The 15,751-nt window shown below is 63.3% G+C and carries 12 protein-coding genes and 1 pseudogene; 11 read left to right on the top strand and 2 right to left on the bottom strand.

What is annotated here, in order from left to right:
- Positions 1 to 46: 46 nt before the first annotated feature.
- Positions 47 to 715 carry a haloacid dehalogenase type II gene (locus HDG37_RS30265; RefSeq protein WP_184054088.1) on the bottom strand — a complete coding sequence of 223 codons (669 nt, stop codon included), beginning with the start codon at positions 713 to 715 and terminating at the stop codon, positions 47 to 49.
- A 434-nt stretch (positions 716 to 1,149) separates the two neighbouring features.
- Positions 1,150 to 2,628, bottom strand: a complete 1,479-nt coding sequence (locus tag HDG37_RS30260) for an aldehyde dehydrogenase (RefSeq protein ID WP_184054086.1) — start codon at positions 2,626 to 2,628, stop codon at positions 1,150 to 1,152.
- Between the two features lie 226 nt (positions 2,629 to 2,854).
- Between HDG37_RS30260 and HDG37_RS30255 the strand changes: the two genes are divergently transcribed.
- From HDG37_RS30255 to HDG37_RS30210, 11 genes and pseudogenes are all read left to right on the top strand, one after another.
- Complete coding sequence (locus tag HDG37_RS30255) at positions 2,855 to 3,736, top strand: GNAT family N-acetyltransferase (protein WP_184054084.1); 882 nt, start codon at positions 2,855 to 2,857, stop codon at positions 3,734 to 3,736.
- Between the two features lie 4 nt (positions 3,737 to 3,740).
- Positions 3,741 to 4,667, top strand: a complete 927-nt coding sequence (locus HDG37_RS30250) for a glyoxylate/hydroxypyruvate reductase A (RefSeq protein ID WP_184054082.1) — start codon at positions 3,741 to 3,743, stop codon at positions 4,665 to 4,667.
- Between the two features lie 150 nt (positions 4,668 to 4,817).
- Positions 4,818 to 6,227, top strand: coding sequence for an aspartate aminotransferase family protein (locus HDG37_RS30245; RefSeq protein WP_184054080.1), 1,410 nt, complete (start codon positions 4,818 to 4,820; stop codon positions 6,225 to 6,227).
- 44 nt (positions 6,228 to 6,271) lie between these two features.
- Entirely contained in the window at positions 6,272 to 6,769 is a 498-nt protein-coding gene (locus HDG37_RS30240) for an Lrp/AsnC family transcriptional regulator (RefSeq protein WP_184054078.1), read from the top strand.
- A gap of 265 nt (positions 6,770 to 7,034) precedes the next feature.
- On the top strand, positions 7,035 to 8,117 hold the full coding sequence (locus HDG37_RS30235) for a tartrate dehydrogenase (RefSeq protein ID WP_184054076.1): 1,083 nt from the start codon (positions 7,035 to 7,037) through the stop codon (positions 8,115 to 8,117).
- Positions 8,118 to 8,136: 19 nt separating this feature from the next.
- Positions 8,137 to 9,609 (top strand): NAD-dependent succinate-semialdehyde dehydrogenase, encoded by a 1,473-nt coding sequence (locus HDG37_RS30230; protein ID WP_090812476.1) that lies wholly within the window; start codon positions 8,137 to 8,139, stop codon positions 9,607 to 9,609.
- Positions 9,606 to 10,584, top strand: a pseudogene (locus tag HDG37_RS30225) (M14 family metallopeptidase). The gene HDG37_RS30230 and the pseudogene HDG37_RS30225 overlap by 4 nt, the downstream one beginning before the upstream one ends.
- Before the next feature lie 232 nt (positions 10,585 to 10,816).
- On the top strand, positions 10,817 to 11,326 hold the full coding sequence (locus HDG37_RS39655) for an aminotransferase class V-fold PLP-dependent enzyme (protein WP_260335142.1): 510 nt from the start codon (positions 10,817 to 10,819) through the stop codon (positions 11,324 to 11,326).
- A 26-nt stretch (positions 11,327 to 11,352) separates the two neighbouring features.
- Positions 11,353 to 12,000, top strand: coding sequence for an aminotransferase class V-fold PLP-dependent enzyme (locus HDG37_RS39650; RefSeq protein ID WP_311541626.1), 648 nt, complete (start codon positions 11,353 to 11,355; stop codon positions 11,998 to 12,000).
- 946 nt (positions 12,001 to 12,946) lie between these two features.
- Positions 12,947 to 14,197, top strand: a complete 1,251-nt coding sequence (locus tag HDG37_RS30215; protein WP_184054074.1) for an ROK family transcriptional regulator — start codon at positions 12,947 to 12,949, stop codon at positions 14,195 to 14,197.
- On the top strand, positions 14,184 to 15,734 hold the full coding sequence (locus tag HDG37_RS30210) for a sugar ABC transporter ATP-binding protein (RefSeq protein WP_184054072.1): 1,551 nt from the start codon (positions 14,184 to 14,186) through the stop codon (positions 15,732 to 15,734). The genes HDG37_RS30215 and HDG37_RS30210 overlap by 14 nt, the downstream gene beginning before the upstream one ends.
- The last annotated feature ends 17 nt before the right edge of the window (positions 15,735 to 15,751 follow it).

Genomic DNA, 15,751 nt, shown 5'->3' with positions numbered 1-15,751 from the left:
CCTCGGTATGGCGATGGCTTGCGCAGTGGCGTTCCCGGATGCGTGCTCAGAGGCCAAGCAGCGTGGCAAGACCGCCGATGTCGTTGACCTCGTAGTAGTCGTAATACGGCGTGGACGGTTCGTGGCCGCGGTTGATGAACGCCTTGTGCTTCACACCCAGGTCGTGCGCGGTCATCAAGTCGTAGCGCAAGCTCGACGACACATGCAGCACGTCTTCCGGATTGCAGTCCAACTGGTTGAACATGTACTCGAAGCCCTGCATGCGCGGCTTGTACGACTGCGCCTGCTGCGCGGTGAACACCTTATGGAACGGCGCACCGAGCTTGTCGACGTTGCTCTGGATCTGGTCGTCCGAGGCATTCGACAGAGCCACGAGCTTGTACTTCTTCGCGAGCCGCGAGAGACCTTCCGGGACGTCCGGGTGCGGGCCCCAGGTCGGTACGGCCCGATAGAACTTCTCGGCCTCGCTCTCGTTGAATGCAACGCCCATCCGCTGGCACGTGCGGCGCACCGAATTCACGACCACGTCGCGATACGGCTTCCATGCACCGAGCACTTCATCGAGCCGATAGCCGGCGAAGAACGCGACGAACCTCTCCATCTGCGCACCTTGCAAACGGTCCCCGTAAATCTCGCGAGCCAGCTCGGCCATGCGGAACTTCGTCAGCGTGCCATAGCAGTCAAAGGTGATGTACTTCGGCTCGAAATCGATCATGGTGATAGTCCTATCGTAAGGTGAACGTTGAAGTTCGGTGGCGAGTAAAAGAACCTTCTTCCTGTCGAGTATTTAACCAGCGCAAAAAGTCAGGGTGTCGCTGATTTGAGTGGGCAAAAAACACAATCCATCTGTTGTTAGGGACTCTAACAGCACAGTCTGCGGTGAACGGCCCAAGACGGTTGCTGTGTCGGGTTTGTACTGAGTGAAGGTTCCATCGAGACCGTCGAACGCACTGCAATGCGCCAGGGCGAATCACGTTGGATGAACCATGGCTGCAATGCCTCTTGCGAGTCAGGATGAAACTGCCGCAGCGCCTGCAAGGCTTCCACCAACCGTGCTCACAGCCATTGCCGGAGAGACGGACGCACCGTCGATCGCCCTGTCGAGCGCGTGCGATTCCGATCCGCTGTCTCTCAGACCACAGAACAAGATCACGACCGCATGTCGATCAGCACACTCTTGAAACGCAGATTCGCTTCGTAAGCCTGCCGACCGAGATCCTTGCCGATACCGGAGCGCTTGTAGCCGCCCGTCGGGATGATGAAGTCGCTGGTTCGTCCATAGCGGTTGACCCACACCGTGCCCGCTTCGATGCCACGTACGAAGCGCAGCGCGCGGCCGATGTCCGCGGTATGCACGCCCGCCGCGAGACCGTAGTCGGCGTGCTGGGCGAGTTCGAGCGCCTCGTCGTCCGTATCGAAGGTTTGCACCGTGAGCACGGGCCCGAACACTTCCTCGCGCACGGCTTCGGATTGCTGCGTGACGTCGGCAAGAATCGTCGGCGAGTAGAACGCGCCGGACATTCCGCCGTCCATGCGTTTGCCGCCGTAGCACAGAGTCGCGCCATGCTTGATGGTGCGCTCCACAATCGCTTCGACGCGCGCTGCCTGGGCCTCGGAGATGATCGGTGCCAGCGTGGTGTCCGGCCGCCAGGTCGCGCCAGCCCTTAGCTCCGCGAACACCTGCTGGATTCGTGCGGTCAGTTCGTCCGCAATCGAGCGTTCGACCAGCAGCCTCGAGCCCGCGTTGCACACCTGTCCTGCGTTGCCCGAGATCGCACCGGCGATGCGGCGCGCCACGTCGTCAAGGCGCGGTGCATCCGCGAAAACGAGTTGCGGGCTCTTGCCGCCCAGCTCGAGCGTAACGGGCTTGGTGCCGCTCTCGGCGCACGCGGCCATGATTGCCGCGCCCGTGCGGGTGGAGCCGGTGAACGTCACCTTGCCGATGCGCGGGTGCCGCACGAGCGCGTCGCCCGTGGTGCGGCCGTCGCCCTGCACAACGTTGAAGATGCCCGCCGGCACGCCCGCGGCGACCGCGAGTTCGGCCAGGCGCAGTGCCGAAAACGGCGTCATCTCCGAAGGCTTCAGCACTACCGCGTTGCCCGCCGCCAGCGCGGGCGCGATCTTCCACGAAGCCATTACCAGCGGAAAATTCCACGGCGCAATCGCGGCGATCACGCCATACGGCTCGGCGATCGTCATGCCCAGATGGTCGTGATCGGTTGCTGCCACGTCGCCGCCGATCTTGTCCGCGAACTCCGCGTAAAAACGGATGCCTTCGGCCGTGAACGGCACGTCCCAAGCGAACGCATCACGGACCGGGCGGGTCGAGCCGAGCGCTTCGAGCGGGGCGAGCGTTTCAGTGTCGGCGGCAACCAGGTCCGCGAAGCGGCGCAGGATGCCGGCGCGCTCGCGCGGCGCCATGCTGGCCCAGCCGCTCGTCTTGAACGCGGCCCACGAGTCCTCTACGGCACGGTCGATCATAGCGGCATCGGCGAGCGGCACTGTGGCATAGACGACGCCATCGGACGGCCGCGCCACGTCGATCCGCTGAGTACCTTCATCGACATAGCGCCCGCCGATGAAGTGTCCCCTGCGCACCACGATCTTGCCCGGATCGAAACTGTCCATTTGAGTCTCCCGTTCCCTTTGATTCATGCTGTGAATGTCGAAGAAATCATATGCCCGGCGGGTCCCCATATGTCACTGACAAAAAGCGAGATTCAGCAGATCCCGCGGGTTTTGAATGCCGCAACAGCGCGTTTTGCATCGAATTTGCGCGAGCTCAGTCAAGGTCGTAGACAACGCCGCATCGTAATGCGAGAGTGGCGGCGTGATTTTTTGCAAGGAGGCCGGCATGTCCGACCCAACGGAAACCCGCACGGAGAAGCTCGCGCTCTCATATCGGCCCTTCACCGACAACGACCTCGCCGCGGCTTATGCGCTATCGAGCCAGATCAACTGGCCGCATCGCGTGGATGATTGGCGCTTCGTCGCGCAGGCGGGCGAAGGGTTCGTCGCCGAAGACGCAAGCGGTGTCGTCGGCACGGCGCTGTGCTGGAAATACGGAGGCAACCATGCTTCGCTCGGCATGGTGATCGTGTCGCCTGAACGCCAGGGGCACGGCATCGGGCGCAAGCTGATGGAACTGTTGCTCGAAGCACTGGGCGACAGAACCACGCTGCTTCACGCCACCGTCGCCGGCAAGCCGCTGTACGAAAAACTTGGCTTTGCGCAGATCGGTACGATCAATCAGCACCAGGGCGCCGCCTTTCAGCCACCGCTGGTTTCACTGCCGCCGGGCGAACGGCTGCGCCCGCTCGGGGCGAACGACACCCCCCAGCTGATCGCGCTCGCCTCGCGTGCGAGCGGCCTCGATCGCAGTGCGCTGCTGCCGTCGCTGCTGGAACTCTCCGACGGTATCGCGCTGGATCGCGACGGCGAACTGCTCGGTTTCGCGCTGTTCCGGCGCTTCGGACGCGGCTACGTGATCGGGCCGGTGGTCGCGCCCGACTCCGAGGATTCGAGCCGCGCGAAGGCCCTCATCAGCCATTGGCTCGCACGCAATGAGGGGGTGTTCGTGCGCATCGATACGCCGGGCGAAAGCGCATTTTCCGAATGGCTCGATGGGCTCGGCCTCATGCGCGTCGATACCGTGGCGAAGATGGCGCGCAACGGCTCGCTGTGCGCCGATGATGACGTGAGGCAATTCGCGATCATCAATCAGGCGCTCTGCTAACGCGATGACGTTTCTCTACAAAGCCGATCCGGCGCGTGGCGAACAATGGGCGCGACTCTTTGCGCAGAAAGCGCCGCAAATCGAGTTTCGCCTGTGGCCCGACATCGGCGACCCGGCTTCGATTCGCTACCTTGCAGCCTGGCAGCCGCCCGAAGACCTGGCGCGCACGTTGCCCAATCTCGAAGTGGTGTTTTCCGTCGGCGCAGGCATCGATCAGTTCGATCTGTCGCGTGTGCCGCAGCATCTGCCAGTCGTGCGCATGATCGAGCCGGGCATCGTCGAGGGGATGGTCGAGTATGTGACCCAGGCGGTGCTGACGATCCACCGCGATCTGTTCGATTACGCGCAGTACCAGACGGCACGCGAGTGGCGCGAGATGCCGGTGCGCGCGGCCGCCTCGCGGCGCATCGGCGTGCTTGGGCTAGGCGTGCTCGGCACCGCCGTGCTGGAACGCTTGCGACTCTTCGGCTTTCCGTGTGCGGGTTGGAGCCGCAAACCGCGCACGCTGGACGGCATCGATTGCTATGCGGGAAGCGAAGCGCTCACCGCGTTCCTCGCCCGCACGGATGTGCTGGTCTGCCTGCTGCCGCTCACCGAGGCGACGCGCGGACTCCTGAACGCGAAGCTCTTCGCTGCGTTGCCGCGAGGCGCGTCGCTCGTGAATGTCGGGCGCGGACCGCATCTGAATCAGGACGATCTGCTCGCTGCGCTTGCGAGCGGCCAGCTTCGCAACGCAATCCTCGACGTCACCGATCCCGAGCCGTTGCCTGCCACGCATGCGCTGTGGGGGCATCCGTGCGTGCGCATCACGCCGCACATCGCGAGCGCGACGCGGCCTGACACCGCAGTCGACGTGGTGCTCGACAACATCCGCCGCCATTGCGCCGGCGAGCCGCTGCTGGGTGAAATCGACCGCAGCCGCGGCTATTAGATCCGCCAGGACGCTCGCAGCAGAAAATGCTGCGAGCGCATCATAAAACGCGGCATCCGCGCTTTTACAGCGATGTTTTGACGGCACGTTCACATGCGCTCACTCGGTATGATGGAATCCTCCACAGCCCGCCCCGATACGGAACCAACCATGCCGATTCAATCACTCATCGACGCTGACCGCAGGCATCTGATCCACCCGGTAGTCAGCTATCGCGCGCACGAAGCGCGTGGCGTAACCATCCTCGATTCCGCGCACGGCGTGTTCCTGCGTGATATTCAGGGCAACGAACTGCTCGATGCGTTCTCAGGCCTCTGGTGCGTGAACGTCGGTTACGGGCAGGAAAGCATTGTGAGAGCCGCCAACGAGCAGATGGCGCGCCTGCCTTATGCGACCGGATACTTCCACTTCGGCTCCAGGCCTGCAATCGAGTTGGCCGCCAGGCTCGTCGAACTGTCGCCGGCTTCGCTGCAGCACGTGTATTTCACGCTCGGCGGCTCCGACGCCGTCGATTCCGCGCTGCGCTTCATCACGCATTACTTCAATGCGACAGGCCGTGCATCGAAGAAGCACATCATCGCGCTCGAGCGCGGCTATCACGGCTCGTCGTCGATCGGTGCGGGGTTGACTGCGCTGCCGGTGTTCCATCGGAACTTCGACATGCCGCTGCCGAATCAGCATCACATCGCGTCGCCCTATGCGTACCGCAATACGTTCGAGGATGACGCCGCGCTGATCGCCGCGTCGGTCGCCGCGTTGGAAGCGAAGGTTGCAGCACTCGGCGCCGAGAACGTCGCCGCGTTCTTCTGCGAGCCGATCCAGGGCTCCGGCGGGGTCATCGTGCCGCCCGTCGGCTGGCTCAAGGCGATGCGCGAAGCGTGCCGCAAGCTCGACATTCTGTTCGTCGCCGACGAGGTCATCACCGGGTTTGGGCGAACCGGCCCGTTGTTCGCGTGCGAAGCTGAAGACGTCGAGCCTGACCTGATGACAGTCGCGAAAGGGCTCACCGCCGGCTATGCGCCGATGGGCGCGGTGCTGATGTCCGATGCCGTGTACCAGGGCATCGCGGATGGCGGCGATGCGTCGGCGGCGATCGGCCACGGCCACACCTATTCGGCGCATCCGGTGAGCGCCGCGATCGGCCTGGAAGTGATACGGCTCTATCAGGAAGGCGGCCTGCTCGCCAACGGCGTCGCACAGGCGCCGCGCTTCGCACAGGGGCTCGACGCGCTGCTCGCGCATCCGCTCGTCGGCGATTCGCGTCACCGGGGGCTGCTCGGCGCACTCGAACTCGTGTCGGACAAGGGGACGAAGCAGGGCTTCGATCCGTCCCTCGGCCTGCCTGACCGGATCGCTGCTGCCGCCTATAAGAACCGCCTGGTGTTCCGCGCATTCGGCGACAACGTGCTTGGCTTTGCACCTGCGCTTTGCTATGCGGAAAGCGATTTCGAACTGATGTTCGAGCGGCTCGAGAGAACGCTCGACGACGTGCTCGCGCAACCCGACGTGCGTGCCGCGTTGCGATCCTGCCCCGAGGCCGCAACCCGCGCGGTTGCGTGATAAGACCGGGAACAACTTCGAAATGCGGCATAGAGACCATCACCATGAGCATTGGCTGCAAGCTCGATCGCCTCGATCTACGGATACTTTCGCAACTGCAAAAGAGCGGCCGTATCACGAACGTCGAGCTTGCCGACGCGGTGGGTCTATCGCCGAGTCCGTGCCTGATTCGGGTGAAGCGGCTGGAGCAAGCGGGCTATATCGTTGGATATGGCGCGCGGATCCAGCTGGAAAAGCTCGGCGACTTGCAGGTGGTGTTCACCGAAGTGACATTGACGGACCATCATCGCGAGGACTTCATCGAGTTCGTGGCGGCAATCCGCAATGTCGACGAGATTGTCGAGTGCCATCTGGTGAGCGGCGGATACGATTACCTGCTCAAGTTCGTGACGCGCAGCGTCAGTCATTATCAGAACATTATCGAACAACTGCTCGAACGCAATATTGGCATCGAGAAGTACTTCAGCTACGTGGTCATCAAGTCGCCGTTCGTGAAGACGCACTACCCGCTCGAGACGCTCTTTTCGCACAACGACCGGTAAGGCGTAAAGATTGGGCACTGGCGCTGTCCTTGCGAAAACCCGCGTCAATCCTCACACACCATGCGAGCCGCACGGCAATACCGCTCATGCGTTGGTCTTACGGGAACGGCGTGCCTCGGCGCGCAGCCGCCGTGCCTCGGCAGTCCATTTGCGACGAGCGGTGACTTTGCGCCGATCCGTAGTGATGCTAGTCAAAAGCACGAACCTGACTTTGTTGACTGACTTTGTTGAAATTGATCTCTAACGACTTGAAGCGGAGACTCGCATGAATCGCAAACCATACCGTATTGCAGTGATTCCTGGCGACGGCATCGGCAAGGAAGTAATGCCCGAAGCGCTGCGCGCGCTCGACGCCGTCAGCCAGCGTTTCGGCATCGGACTCGAATACACGCATATCGAATGGGCGAGCTGCGACTACTACGCACAGCACGGCCAGATGATGCCTGACGACTGGAAGGCGCAGCTCGCGAACGCCGATGCGATCCTGTTCGGCGCCGTCGGCTGGCCGGACACCGTGCCCGATCACGTCTCGCTGTGGGGCTCGCTGCTGAAGTTCCGCCGCGAGTTCGACCAGTACATCAATCTGCGTCCCGCGCGTCTGTTCGACGGCGTGCCGTCGCCGCTCGCCAATCGCAAGCCGGGCGACATCGACTTCATGATCGTGCGCGAGAACACCGAGGGCGAGTATTCGTCGGTGGGCGGGACGATGTTCGAAGGCACCGAGCGCGAAGTCGTGATGCAGCAGTCGATCTTCACGCGCAAGGGCTCCGAGCGCGTGCTGAAGTTCGCGTTCGATCTCGCACAGCGCCGGGAGAAGAAGATCACGGTGGCGACGAAGAGCAACGGCATTTCGATCAGCATGCCATGGTGGGACGCGCGTGCCGCCGAAGTGGCCGCGCTTTATCCCGACGTGGCGTGGGACAAGCAGCACATCGACATCCTGTGCGCGCGCTTCGTGCTGCAACCGGACCGCTTCGATGTCGTCGTGGCAACCAATCTCTTTGGCGACATCCTGTCGGACCTGGGCCCCGCTTGCACGGGCACGATCGGCATCGCGCCGTCGGGCAATCTGAACCCGGACCGCGCGTTCCCATCCCTGTTCGAGCCCGTGCACGGATCGGCGCCAGACATCGCCGGCAAGAACATCGCCAACCCGGTCGCGATGATCTGGTCGGCGGCGATGATGCTCGACTTCCTCGGCAAAGGTCAGGGCGCGGAGCGCGAGGCCCACGATGCGATGCTCGCTGCGATCGAAGCCGTGCTGAAGGAAGGGCCCCATACGGGCGACCTCGGCGGGCGCGCAAACACGACGGATGTAGGCAAGGCGGTTGCCGCACGGCTTGCCTGACATTGCAAAGGAGCTTCTGATGAGCAAGACATATGCACTGAGCGATCTGATTCGCGCGGATAATTTCATCGACGGCCAATGGGTGCCCGCCGCGAGCGGCAAGCGCTTTGCGGTGACCGACCCGGCCACAGGCGAACGGATCGTCGAGGTGGCCGACAGTGGGCCCGCCGACGCGCGCGCCGCGACGGACGCCGCCGCACGCGCCTTCCCCGCATGGCGCGACGCGCTGCCGAAGGAGCGCGCGGCGGTGCTGCACCGCTGGCACGACCTGATGATCGAGAATGCCGACGAACTCGGCCGACTCATCTCGCTCGAACAGGGCAAGCCGCTTGCAGAAGGGCGCGGCGAAGTGCTGTACGGCGCCTCGTATGTTGCGTGGTTCGCCGCGGAAGCCACGCGCGTCTACGGCGACATCATTCCGAACCAGCAGCGCGGCAAGCGCATGACGGCGGTGAAAGAGCCCGTGGGTATCGTCGCTGCGATCACGCCCTGGAACTTCCCACTGGCGATGATCGCGCGCAAGATCGCGCCCGCGCTTGCGGTGGGCTGCACAGTCGTCGGCAAGCCGGCCGAGGATACGCCGCTCACCGCGCTCGCGCTCGTGCTGCTCGCGCACGAGGCCGGCGTGCCGGCGGGTGTGCTGAACCTGATCACGGCATCACGGGAGAACGCCGTGCCCGCCGTGGCCGACTGGCTCGCCGACAGCCGCGTGCACAAAATCACGTTCACCGGCTCGACCGCGGTGGGCAAGTATCTGGCTCGCGAGTCGGCAGGCACGCTCAAGAAGCTCTCGCTGGAACTCGGCGGCAATGCACCGTTCATCGTCTTCGACGACGCCGACCTGGACGCGGCCGCAACCGGTCTTATGGCGGCCAAGTTCCGCAATGGCGGACAGACCTGCGTGTGCCCGAATCGGGTGTACGTGCAATCGGGCGTGTATGAGAAGTTCGCCGATCTGCTCACGACGCGCGTGGCGGCCCTGAAAGTCGCACCCGCCACCGATGCGGCCGCGCAGATCGGCCCGATGATCAACGCGCGCGCCATCGACAAGATCGGCCAACACGTCGACGATGCCGTGAGCCGCGGCGCGCGGGTGCTGACGGGCGGCAGGCGCCTCACGGAACTCGGCCCGAACTACTACGCGCCCACCGTGCTGGCGGACGCAACCAAGCAGATGCAGCTCAGCTGCGAGGAGACGTTCGGGCCGGTGGCGCCGCTTTTTCGCTTCGATACCGAGGACGAAGCCATCGGCGCCGCCAACGACACGCCGTTTGGCCTCGCCTCTTATTTCTATAGCCAGGACGTGCGCCGCATCGACCGCGTCGCGCGACGGCTCGAAGCCGGCATCGTCGGCATCAACGAGGGCGCGCTTGCGAGCGAGGCCGCACCCTTCGGCGGCGTGAAAGAATCGGGTTACGGCCGCGAAGGGTCCAAGTATGGGCTCGACGACTATCTGTCGATCAAATATCTTTGCCAGGGTGGTCTCGAATGAGCACGCCCGCCTATCCGATCGAAGTCGCGTTCCCCGATATCTCGATGCACGAATGCAGCGGGACCGGCATTCCCTACCTGCACAGCTTCGACTCGGGCGTGCCCGGAGCGCATGTGATGATCAATGCGCTCACGCATGGCAACGAGGTATGCGGCGCGATCGCGGTCGATGCGCTGCTGCGCGGCGAAATTGCGGCCGCGTCGCGGGCGTCTTACGCTCGCCTTCGCGAAGGTTGCAGCCTATAGGCGTTTCGATGCGGCGAAGCCCGACGCCGCGCGTTTCGTCGATGAGGATTTCAACCGCGTGTGGACGCGCGCGGTGCTGGACGATACGTCGCGAAGCTCAAGCGAACTCGAAAGAGCCCGCGAGATACGCCCGGTGATCGATTCGGTCGATCTGCTCCTCGACCTGCATTCAATGCATGAAAAAAGCGCGCCGCTCATCGTCGCCGGTCCGCTCGACAAGGGTATCGAACTGTCGTTGAAACTCGGCGCGCCCGCCACCGTGATATGCGACGAGGGCCACCGCGAAGGCCGCCGCATGCGCGATTACGAAGCGTTCGTAGACCCCGGCAGTCAGAAGAACGCCCTGCTGATCGAATGCGGCCAGCATTGGGAAGCGAGCGCCGTTGCCGTCGCCCGCGACGTCACCGCGCGCTTCCTCAAGCTCTCGGGCGTGGTCGATGCGGAAGACCTACCGCAACGGTGGTTTGCCCCGCTGCCCAACGAAATGCGCGTTGTGCGGGTGACCTAGGCGGTTGTCGCCGACAGCGTCGACGTCAAGTTTGCGGGCACCTACACCGGTCTCGAAGTGTTCGAGAAGGCGGGTAGCGTGATCGGCTGGTCGAACGGCGAGCCGGTGCGCACGCCTTACGATCACTGCGTTCTCGTCATGCCCTCGCTCAGGCAATTGCGCCCTGGCGTGACCGTCGTGCGGCTCGGCAGGATCGCGCAACGCACCGCGACTTCGCACTGATCCTTTATCCGTCGTCTGAGTAAATCAACGTCGAAAATCAGCAGGTCAAGCAAAGCAGCGGGCTCAGCGGCGCTGACGGCAGCGCGGCACGATCTTCTGCATGTGATGGAAAAAACCCATCATCCGTGCGGTTTGATCTGCCTGAACAACGGCACAGGCCGCCTGTTAAAGGGTCAATTGGCTTCGGCTTTGCAGATGCGACCCGCGCCGAAATCAGAACAGGACCAGAAACATGCTTGCAGGTACTACATGCGAAATGAACGCCGGCGTAGACTGGGCACAGGTGCGCGAGTCGTATCCCGCGCAGCATCCGCTGCTCAATCTGAACAATGCAGCCGTCAGTCCGCCACCGCTCGTCGTCGAGCAGGCGGTCATCGACGCCTACCGCTTCGTCAGCAAAAATCCCGACATCAACATGTGGACCGGCCTCGACGCGAAGCTTCCGGACATCAAGCGGCAGTTGGCGACACTCGCCGATTGCTGCGCGGAAGAGATCGCGCTCAACCGCAATGCGAGTGAAGGCCTTAGCGTTGCAATTTTCGGCATCGCCTTATCGGCTGGCGAACGCGTGCTCGTGTCGCCGTGGGACTACCCGAGCGCACTGGGCGGATGGCAACAGCGCCAGACGCGCGAGGGCGTTGTCGTCGACACAGTGACGTTCGATCTGCTAGCAAGCGATGAAGAAATCGTCGCCGCGTATTCGTCCGCGATCCGTCCTGCCACGCGCGTGCTGCACACCTAACGCATATGATTCACTGGACAGGCAGAGTGCTTCCTGTCGCGCGCCTGTGTGCGCTCGCGAGGGAGCGCGGGATTATTACCATCGTCGACGCAGCGCAATCTTTCGCGCAGATGCCCATCAGCTTTCGCGAGCTCGGCTGTGATTTCTTTGTGACGAGCCTGCATAAATGGCTCGGCGCGCCCGTCGGCAACGGCATGCTGATCGTCAATCGTCAACGGATAAGCGAAACCTGGCCGTTGCTCGCACCGTTCGATACCACGCCCGCCACCGTGGATAAGTTCGATCACTGGAATCTTGGCACCTATAACTCGGCGTTGCAGGCCGGCATCGAACCGGCCATTCGTTTTCATCAGGCGATCGGTGTCGCGAATATTCATGCGAGGTTAAGTGCGCTCACCCGCTACTGGACATCGCGCACCGCTGACATTGATGGCTTGCGCATTCACACGCCGCTCGAGGCCGATACGCTCGGCGCGGTGAGCCTGTTTTCTATCGACGGCATCGATGCGGCGCGCCTCGAACGCACTTTGCGGCAATCGTTCTCGGTCCATGTTAAATACCGGCGCGTCGGGCAGCTGGAAGGTCTGCGTGTGTCGCCGCATATATACATGAACGAAGCGGACCTGGATGTATTCGTTGATGCACTGCACGCGGGCGTCAAGGACGCTGACTGAGCCGGTCGTTGTCGCCGCACTGGTCTGAGTGACCGGTCGCGCGCTGCCGGTCACTGCCTTGCGAGGTTCCCGGCGCATGCGCCCTTGCATGAGGCATGCATGCACATCAAAAATAGTCGCTCGTCGCGGCGTTAGGTTGAGCATTCGGATCTCATTTCATCACCGCGAGCGCATGCCGCTCTGACTGTTGTGGTAGAAGTCGAAGCCTGGTCTTTTCGTGCGGCTTCACTTCTGCACGGGTATAGAAGCCTGTGGGTCGGCGCGATAGCGCAATCCGTCGACAAACAGAGCCACCAACCTCCGGGCGTCGGGAGGATCGGGACATTCAAGCGGAGCGCACAGGGCAGCCACCGCGCACAAAAGTTCGTCGGGCTGTATTCCGTTGCGAATGTCGGCGAGCCGCCACCCCGGCGCTCACGCGTGTCGTCAACCAGACTGAAAACTGTTTATCGGGCAGAGTGAATACGATTCCCGAGCGAATTGTCGAACGCATAGCAGCCACGATCCGGGCGGGCGTTCGGTAATGAGGGTCGGCCGGGATTCATTAATACCTGAAGCTTCAGGTATTTGGGAATGCCGGCCAACCCTCACTTCCGTCCTGACACAGCTTGCGCCGCGAACATCCGATTCGCATTCACCTGATGACGACGGGCAACTCCAGAGACGGCCGCTCCGGGCTCGAAGGTCACACGCGCGGTCGCGAGTTTCTCCTCGACAGAGCGGGGCCGGCGCTGTTCGGTCTCCGGCGGAACTTCCATGGATTCCATACAAGAGAGCTGGCCACGTCCTTCGCACCACCTCAAAAGCTGTCTCCCTGCCCAGTCCGAGGAGCGCCTAGTCTCGCCCCATCCAGGGGTTCCCCTGGCTGACGGCCCGTCTGCGATGGTATTAAATAAATCAACTTGATTTAATTAGTCGTCACTGCAGTATCCGTCGGAGGAGCAGCGTGAGAAGTCCTCATATCGGTCAAGGCAGCAATTCGGCGAATGTGCGGCGTTACAACGAGCGTCTCCTCTTGCAGGCGCTACGTCGCACAGAGCCCGCCTCAAAAGCCGACCTGGCCCGCCAGGCGAACCTGACGAACACCGCGGTGGGCAGCATCATCGCGTCACTCGGCGAGGCAGGACTGATCGAATTCACCGGCCGCCGCCTGGAAGGCCAGCGGGGCCAGCCCGCTTCGCTGATCCGCCTGCACCCGCGCGGCGCCTTCGGCATCGGCGTGCGGCTCGACCGCACCAGCATGGAGACGGTGCTGGTGAGTTTTGCCGGAGAGATGCTGGCTAGGCGCGCACACGACATGGTGTTGCCTCATCCTGCAAAAGTGCTCGAAATCGTGCAGGACGATATTCAGAAAATCCTTCAGGTGCTCACGCCACACGAGCGCGAACGGCTGGCCGGCGTCGGCGTTGCCCAGCCGTACAACCTGGGCAGTTGGCTGCGCGAGCTTGGCCTGCCGGCTGACACGTTCCGTGCCTGGGACGGAGTGGACTTCGCGGGCGAGCTGGGGCGGGCCGTGTCGCTGCCCGTGTTCAGCGAGAACGACGGCAACGCTGCGGCCATCGCGGAGTTGTTCTACGGCTACGGGCGGCAATCGGACGATTTCCTCTACCTGTTTATCGGGCCGGCGATCGGCGGCGGCATCGCCGTCGACGGCGACTGTCTGCGCGGCGTGAGCGGCAATGCGGGCGACATCGGCGTCATGCCGGTTCCACCTAGTCGCCTGCCGTCAGCGCTCCAGCCCAGCGGGCAATGGGACATCCTGCTTTCACGCGCGTCCCTCAACGCGCTCGCACGGCATCTGCGCTACAGCGGCGAATCGATTGAAAAGCGGGCGGACCTCGAAGCCTGCCTGGCGCGCGATCTGCCAGCCGTCAATGAATGGATCGACGATTGCATCGATGCGCTTGCCCCCGCCCTGCGCTCGATGCTGTGCGTGCTCGACGTTCCGGTGGTCATTCTTGACGCTGACGTCGACTGCGGCCTGCTCAGTACGCTGATGACGCGCCTGCGCACCGCCATGATCGCGGCTGCGCCGGAGGCGCGTGGCACCCCGGAGCTGGTCCAAGGTACCTTTGGGCCGGAAGCTAGCGCGCTCGGCGCGGCGACGCTGCCGATGTTCTTCAACTTTTCGCCGCGCACAGGAATTCTCAAAGGCGCGGGTACTACACCCCAGGAGGTGACCCATGTCCAGTTCTGAATCCCGGCCCGCGCTGCTGGAGATGCGCGGCATTAGCAAAACCTTCCCCGGTGTGCGCGCACTCGACAACGTGCATCTCACCGTGTACCCAGGCGAAGTGCATTCGCTAATGGGCGAAAACGGCGCGGGTAAGTCCACCCTGATGAAAATCCTCTCGGGCGCTTATCAGGCCGACTCAGGCGGACAGATTCTTATCGACGGCAAGGCCGAGGTCATTAACGGCCCACTCGCGGCGAGAGCACTGGGTGTGGCGGTCATTTACCAGGAATTAAGCCTCGCGCCCAATCTGTCGGTCGCCGAAAACATTCATGCGGGGCGCGAATTGCGCAAGGGCGGCCGTTGGGGCGTCGTCGATCGCCCGGGAATGGAGCGCGCCTGCGAAGCCGTGCTCAAGCGCCTCGGCGCAGCCTTCAAACCGCACACCCTGGTGGGCGATTTGTCGATCGCCGAGCGGCAACTCGTCGAGATCGCACGGGCCGTGCACACCCGCGCCCGTATCCTCGTGATGGATGAGCCGACCACGCCGTTGTCATCACGCGAAACGGACCGCCTCTTCGATCTGATCCGCCAGTTGCGCGCCGAAGGCCTCGCGATCATCTACATCAGCCATCGGATGGCTGAGATCTATGAACTTTCCGATCGCGTTTCCGTGCTGCGCGACGGCACGTATGTCGGCACGCTGGTGCGCGAGCAGCTCTCTGCCGAGAGCCTCGTAAAAATGATGGTGGGTCGCGACATCTCCGGCTTCTACAAGAAACAGCACGCGCCCTACGATCCGGGCAAGGTCGTGCTGTCGGTGCGCAACGTCGCCGACACGGGACGCGTACGTGGCTGCAGCCTCGATCTCCACGCGGGCGAGGTGCTCGGCATCGCGGGCCTCGTCGGCGCGGGCCGCACCGAACTGGCCCGGCTCATCTTCGGCGCGGAACCGCGGGCGCGCGGAGAAGTGTCGGTGGACGGCAAGGTTCTCGCGCTGCGCACGCCGCGCGATGCCATCGACGCGGGCCTCGTCTACCTCACCGAGGACCGCAAGGGCCAAGGTCTCTTCCTCGACATGAGCGTGCGCGACAACATCAACGTCGCCGTCTGCAACCGGGACGCCCGGCTCGGGGTACTCGATCTGGCACGCGGAGCTTCCCGCGCGAGCGATGCAATCGCCGCCCTATCCATCCGCGTGCCGAACTCCAAGGTCAACGCGGGCGCGCTGTCCGGCGGCAACCAGCAGAAAGTCCTGCTGTCGCGCCTGCTCGAAACCAAACCGCGCGTCCTCATTCTCGACGAGCCGACGCGTGGCGTAGACATCGGCGCGAAGTCCGAGATCTACCGGATCATCAACGAACTCGCGCGCACGGGCGTGGGCATCATCGTCATATCGAGCGAGTTGCCGGAAATCATCGGTGTCGCCGACCGCGTGCTGGTGATGCGCGAAGGCGAATTTGCGGGTGAACTCGGGGGCCATACCGGCACGCCGATTGTTCAGGAAACCATCATCGCGCTGGCCACGGGCTCTCGTCCCGCGCTGGGCGAAGCGGCCTGATTTCTATAAGAGACAGG

Source organism: Paraburkholderia sp. MM5384-R2 (assembly GCF_014201025.1).
Classification (GTDB): Bacteria; Pseudomonadota; Gammaproteobacteria; order Burkholderiales; family Burkholderiaceae; genus Paraburkholderia; species Paraburkholderia tuberum.
Note: the sequence above shows the minus strand (reverse complement) of the source record. Positions and strands in the feature narration are given on the sequence as shown.

Coding starts and splice junctions, on each gene's coding strand:
- HDG37_RS30265 (WP_184054088.1), bottom strand. CDS start 715: ATGATCGATTTCGAGCCGAAGTACATCACCTTTGACTGCTATGGCACG.
- HDG37_RS30260 (WP_184054086.1), bottom strand. CDS start 2,628: ATGGACAGTTTCGATCCGGGCAAGATCGTGGTGCGCAGGGGACACTTC.
- HDG37_RS30255 (WP_184054084.1), top strand. CDS start 2,855: ATGTCCGACCCAACGGAAACCCGCACGGAGAAGCTCGCGCTCTCATAT.
- HDG37_RS30250 (WP_184054082.1), top strand. CDS start 3,741: ATGACGTTTCTCTACAAAGCCGATCCGGCGCGTGGCGAACAATGGGCG.
- HDG37_RS30245 (WP_184054080.1), top strand. CDS start 4,818: ATGCCGATTCAATCACTCATCGACGCTGACCGCAGGCATCTGATCCAC.
- HDG37_RS30240 (WP_184054078.1), top strand. CDS start 6,272: ATGAGCATTGGCTGCAAGCTCGATCGCCTCGATCTACGGATACTTTCG.
- HDG37_RS30235 (WP_184054076.1), top strand. CDS start 7,035: ATGAATCGCAAACCATACCGTATTGCAGTGATTCCTGGCGACGGCATC.
- HDG37_RS30230 (WP_090812476.1), top strand. CDS start 8,137: ATGAGCAAGACATATGCACTGAGCGATCTGATTCGCGCGGATAATTTC.
- HDG37_RS39655 (WP_260335142.1), top strand. CDS start 10,817: ATGCTTGCAGGTACTACATGCGAAATGAACGCCGGCGTAGACTGGGCA.
- HDG37_RS30210 (WP_184054072.1), top strand. CDS start 14,184: ATGTCCAGTTCTGAATCCCGGCCCGCGCTGCTGGAGATGCGCGGCATT.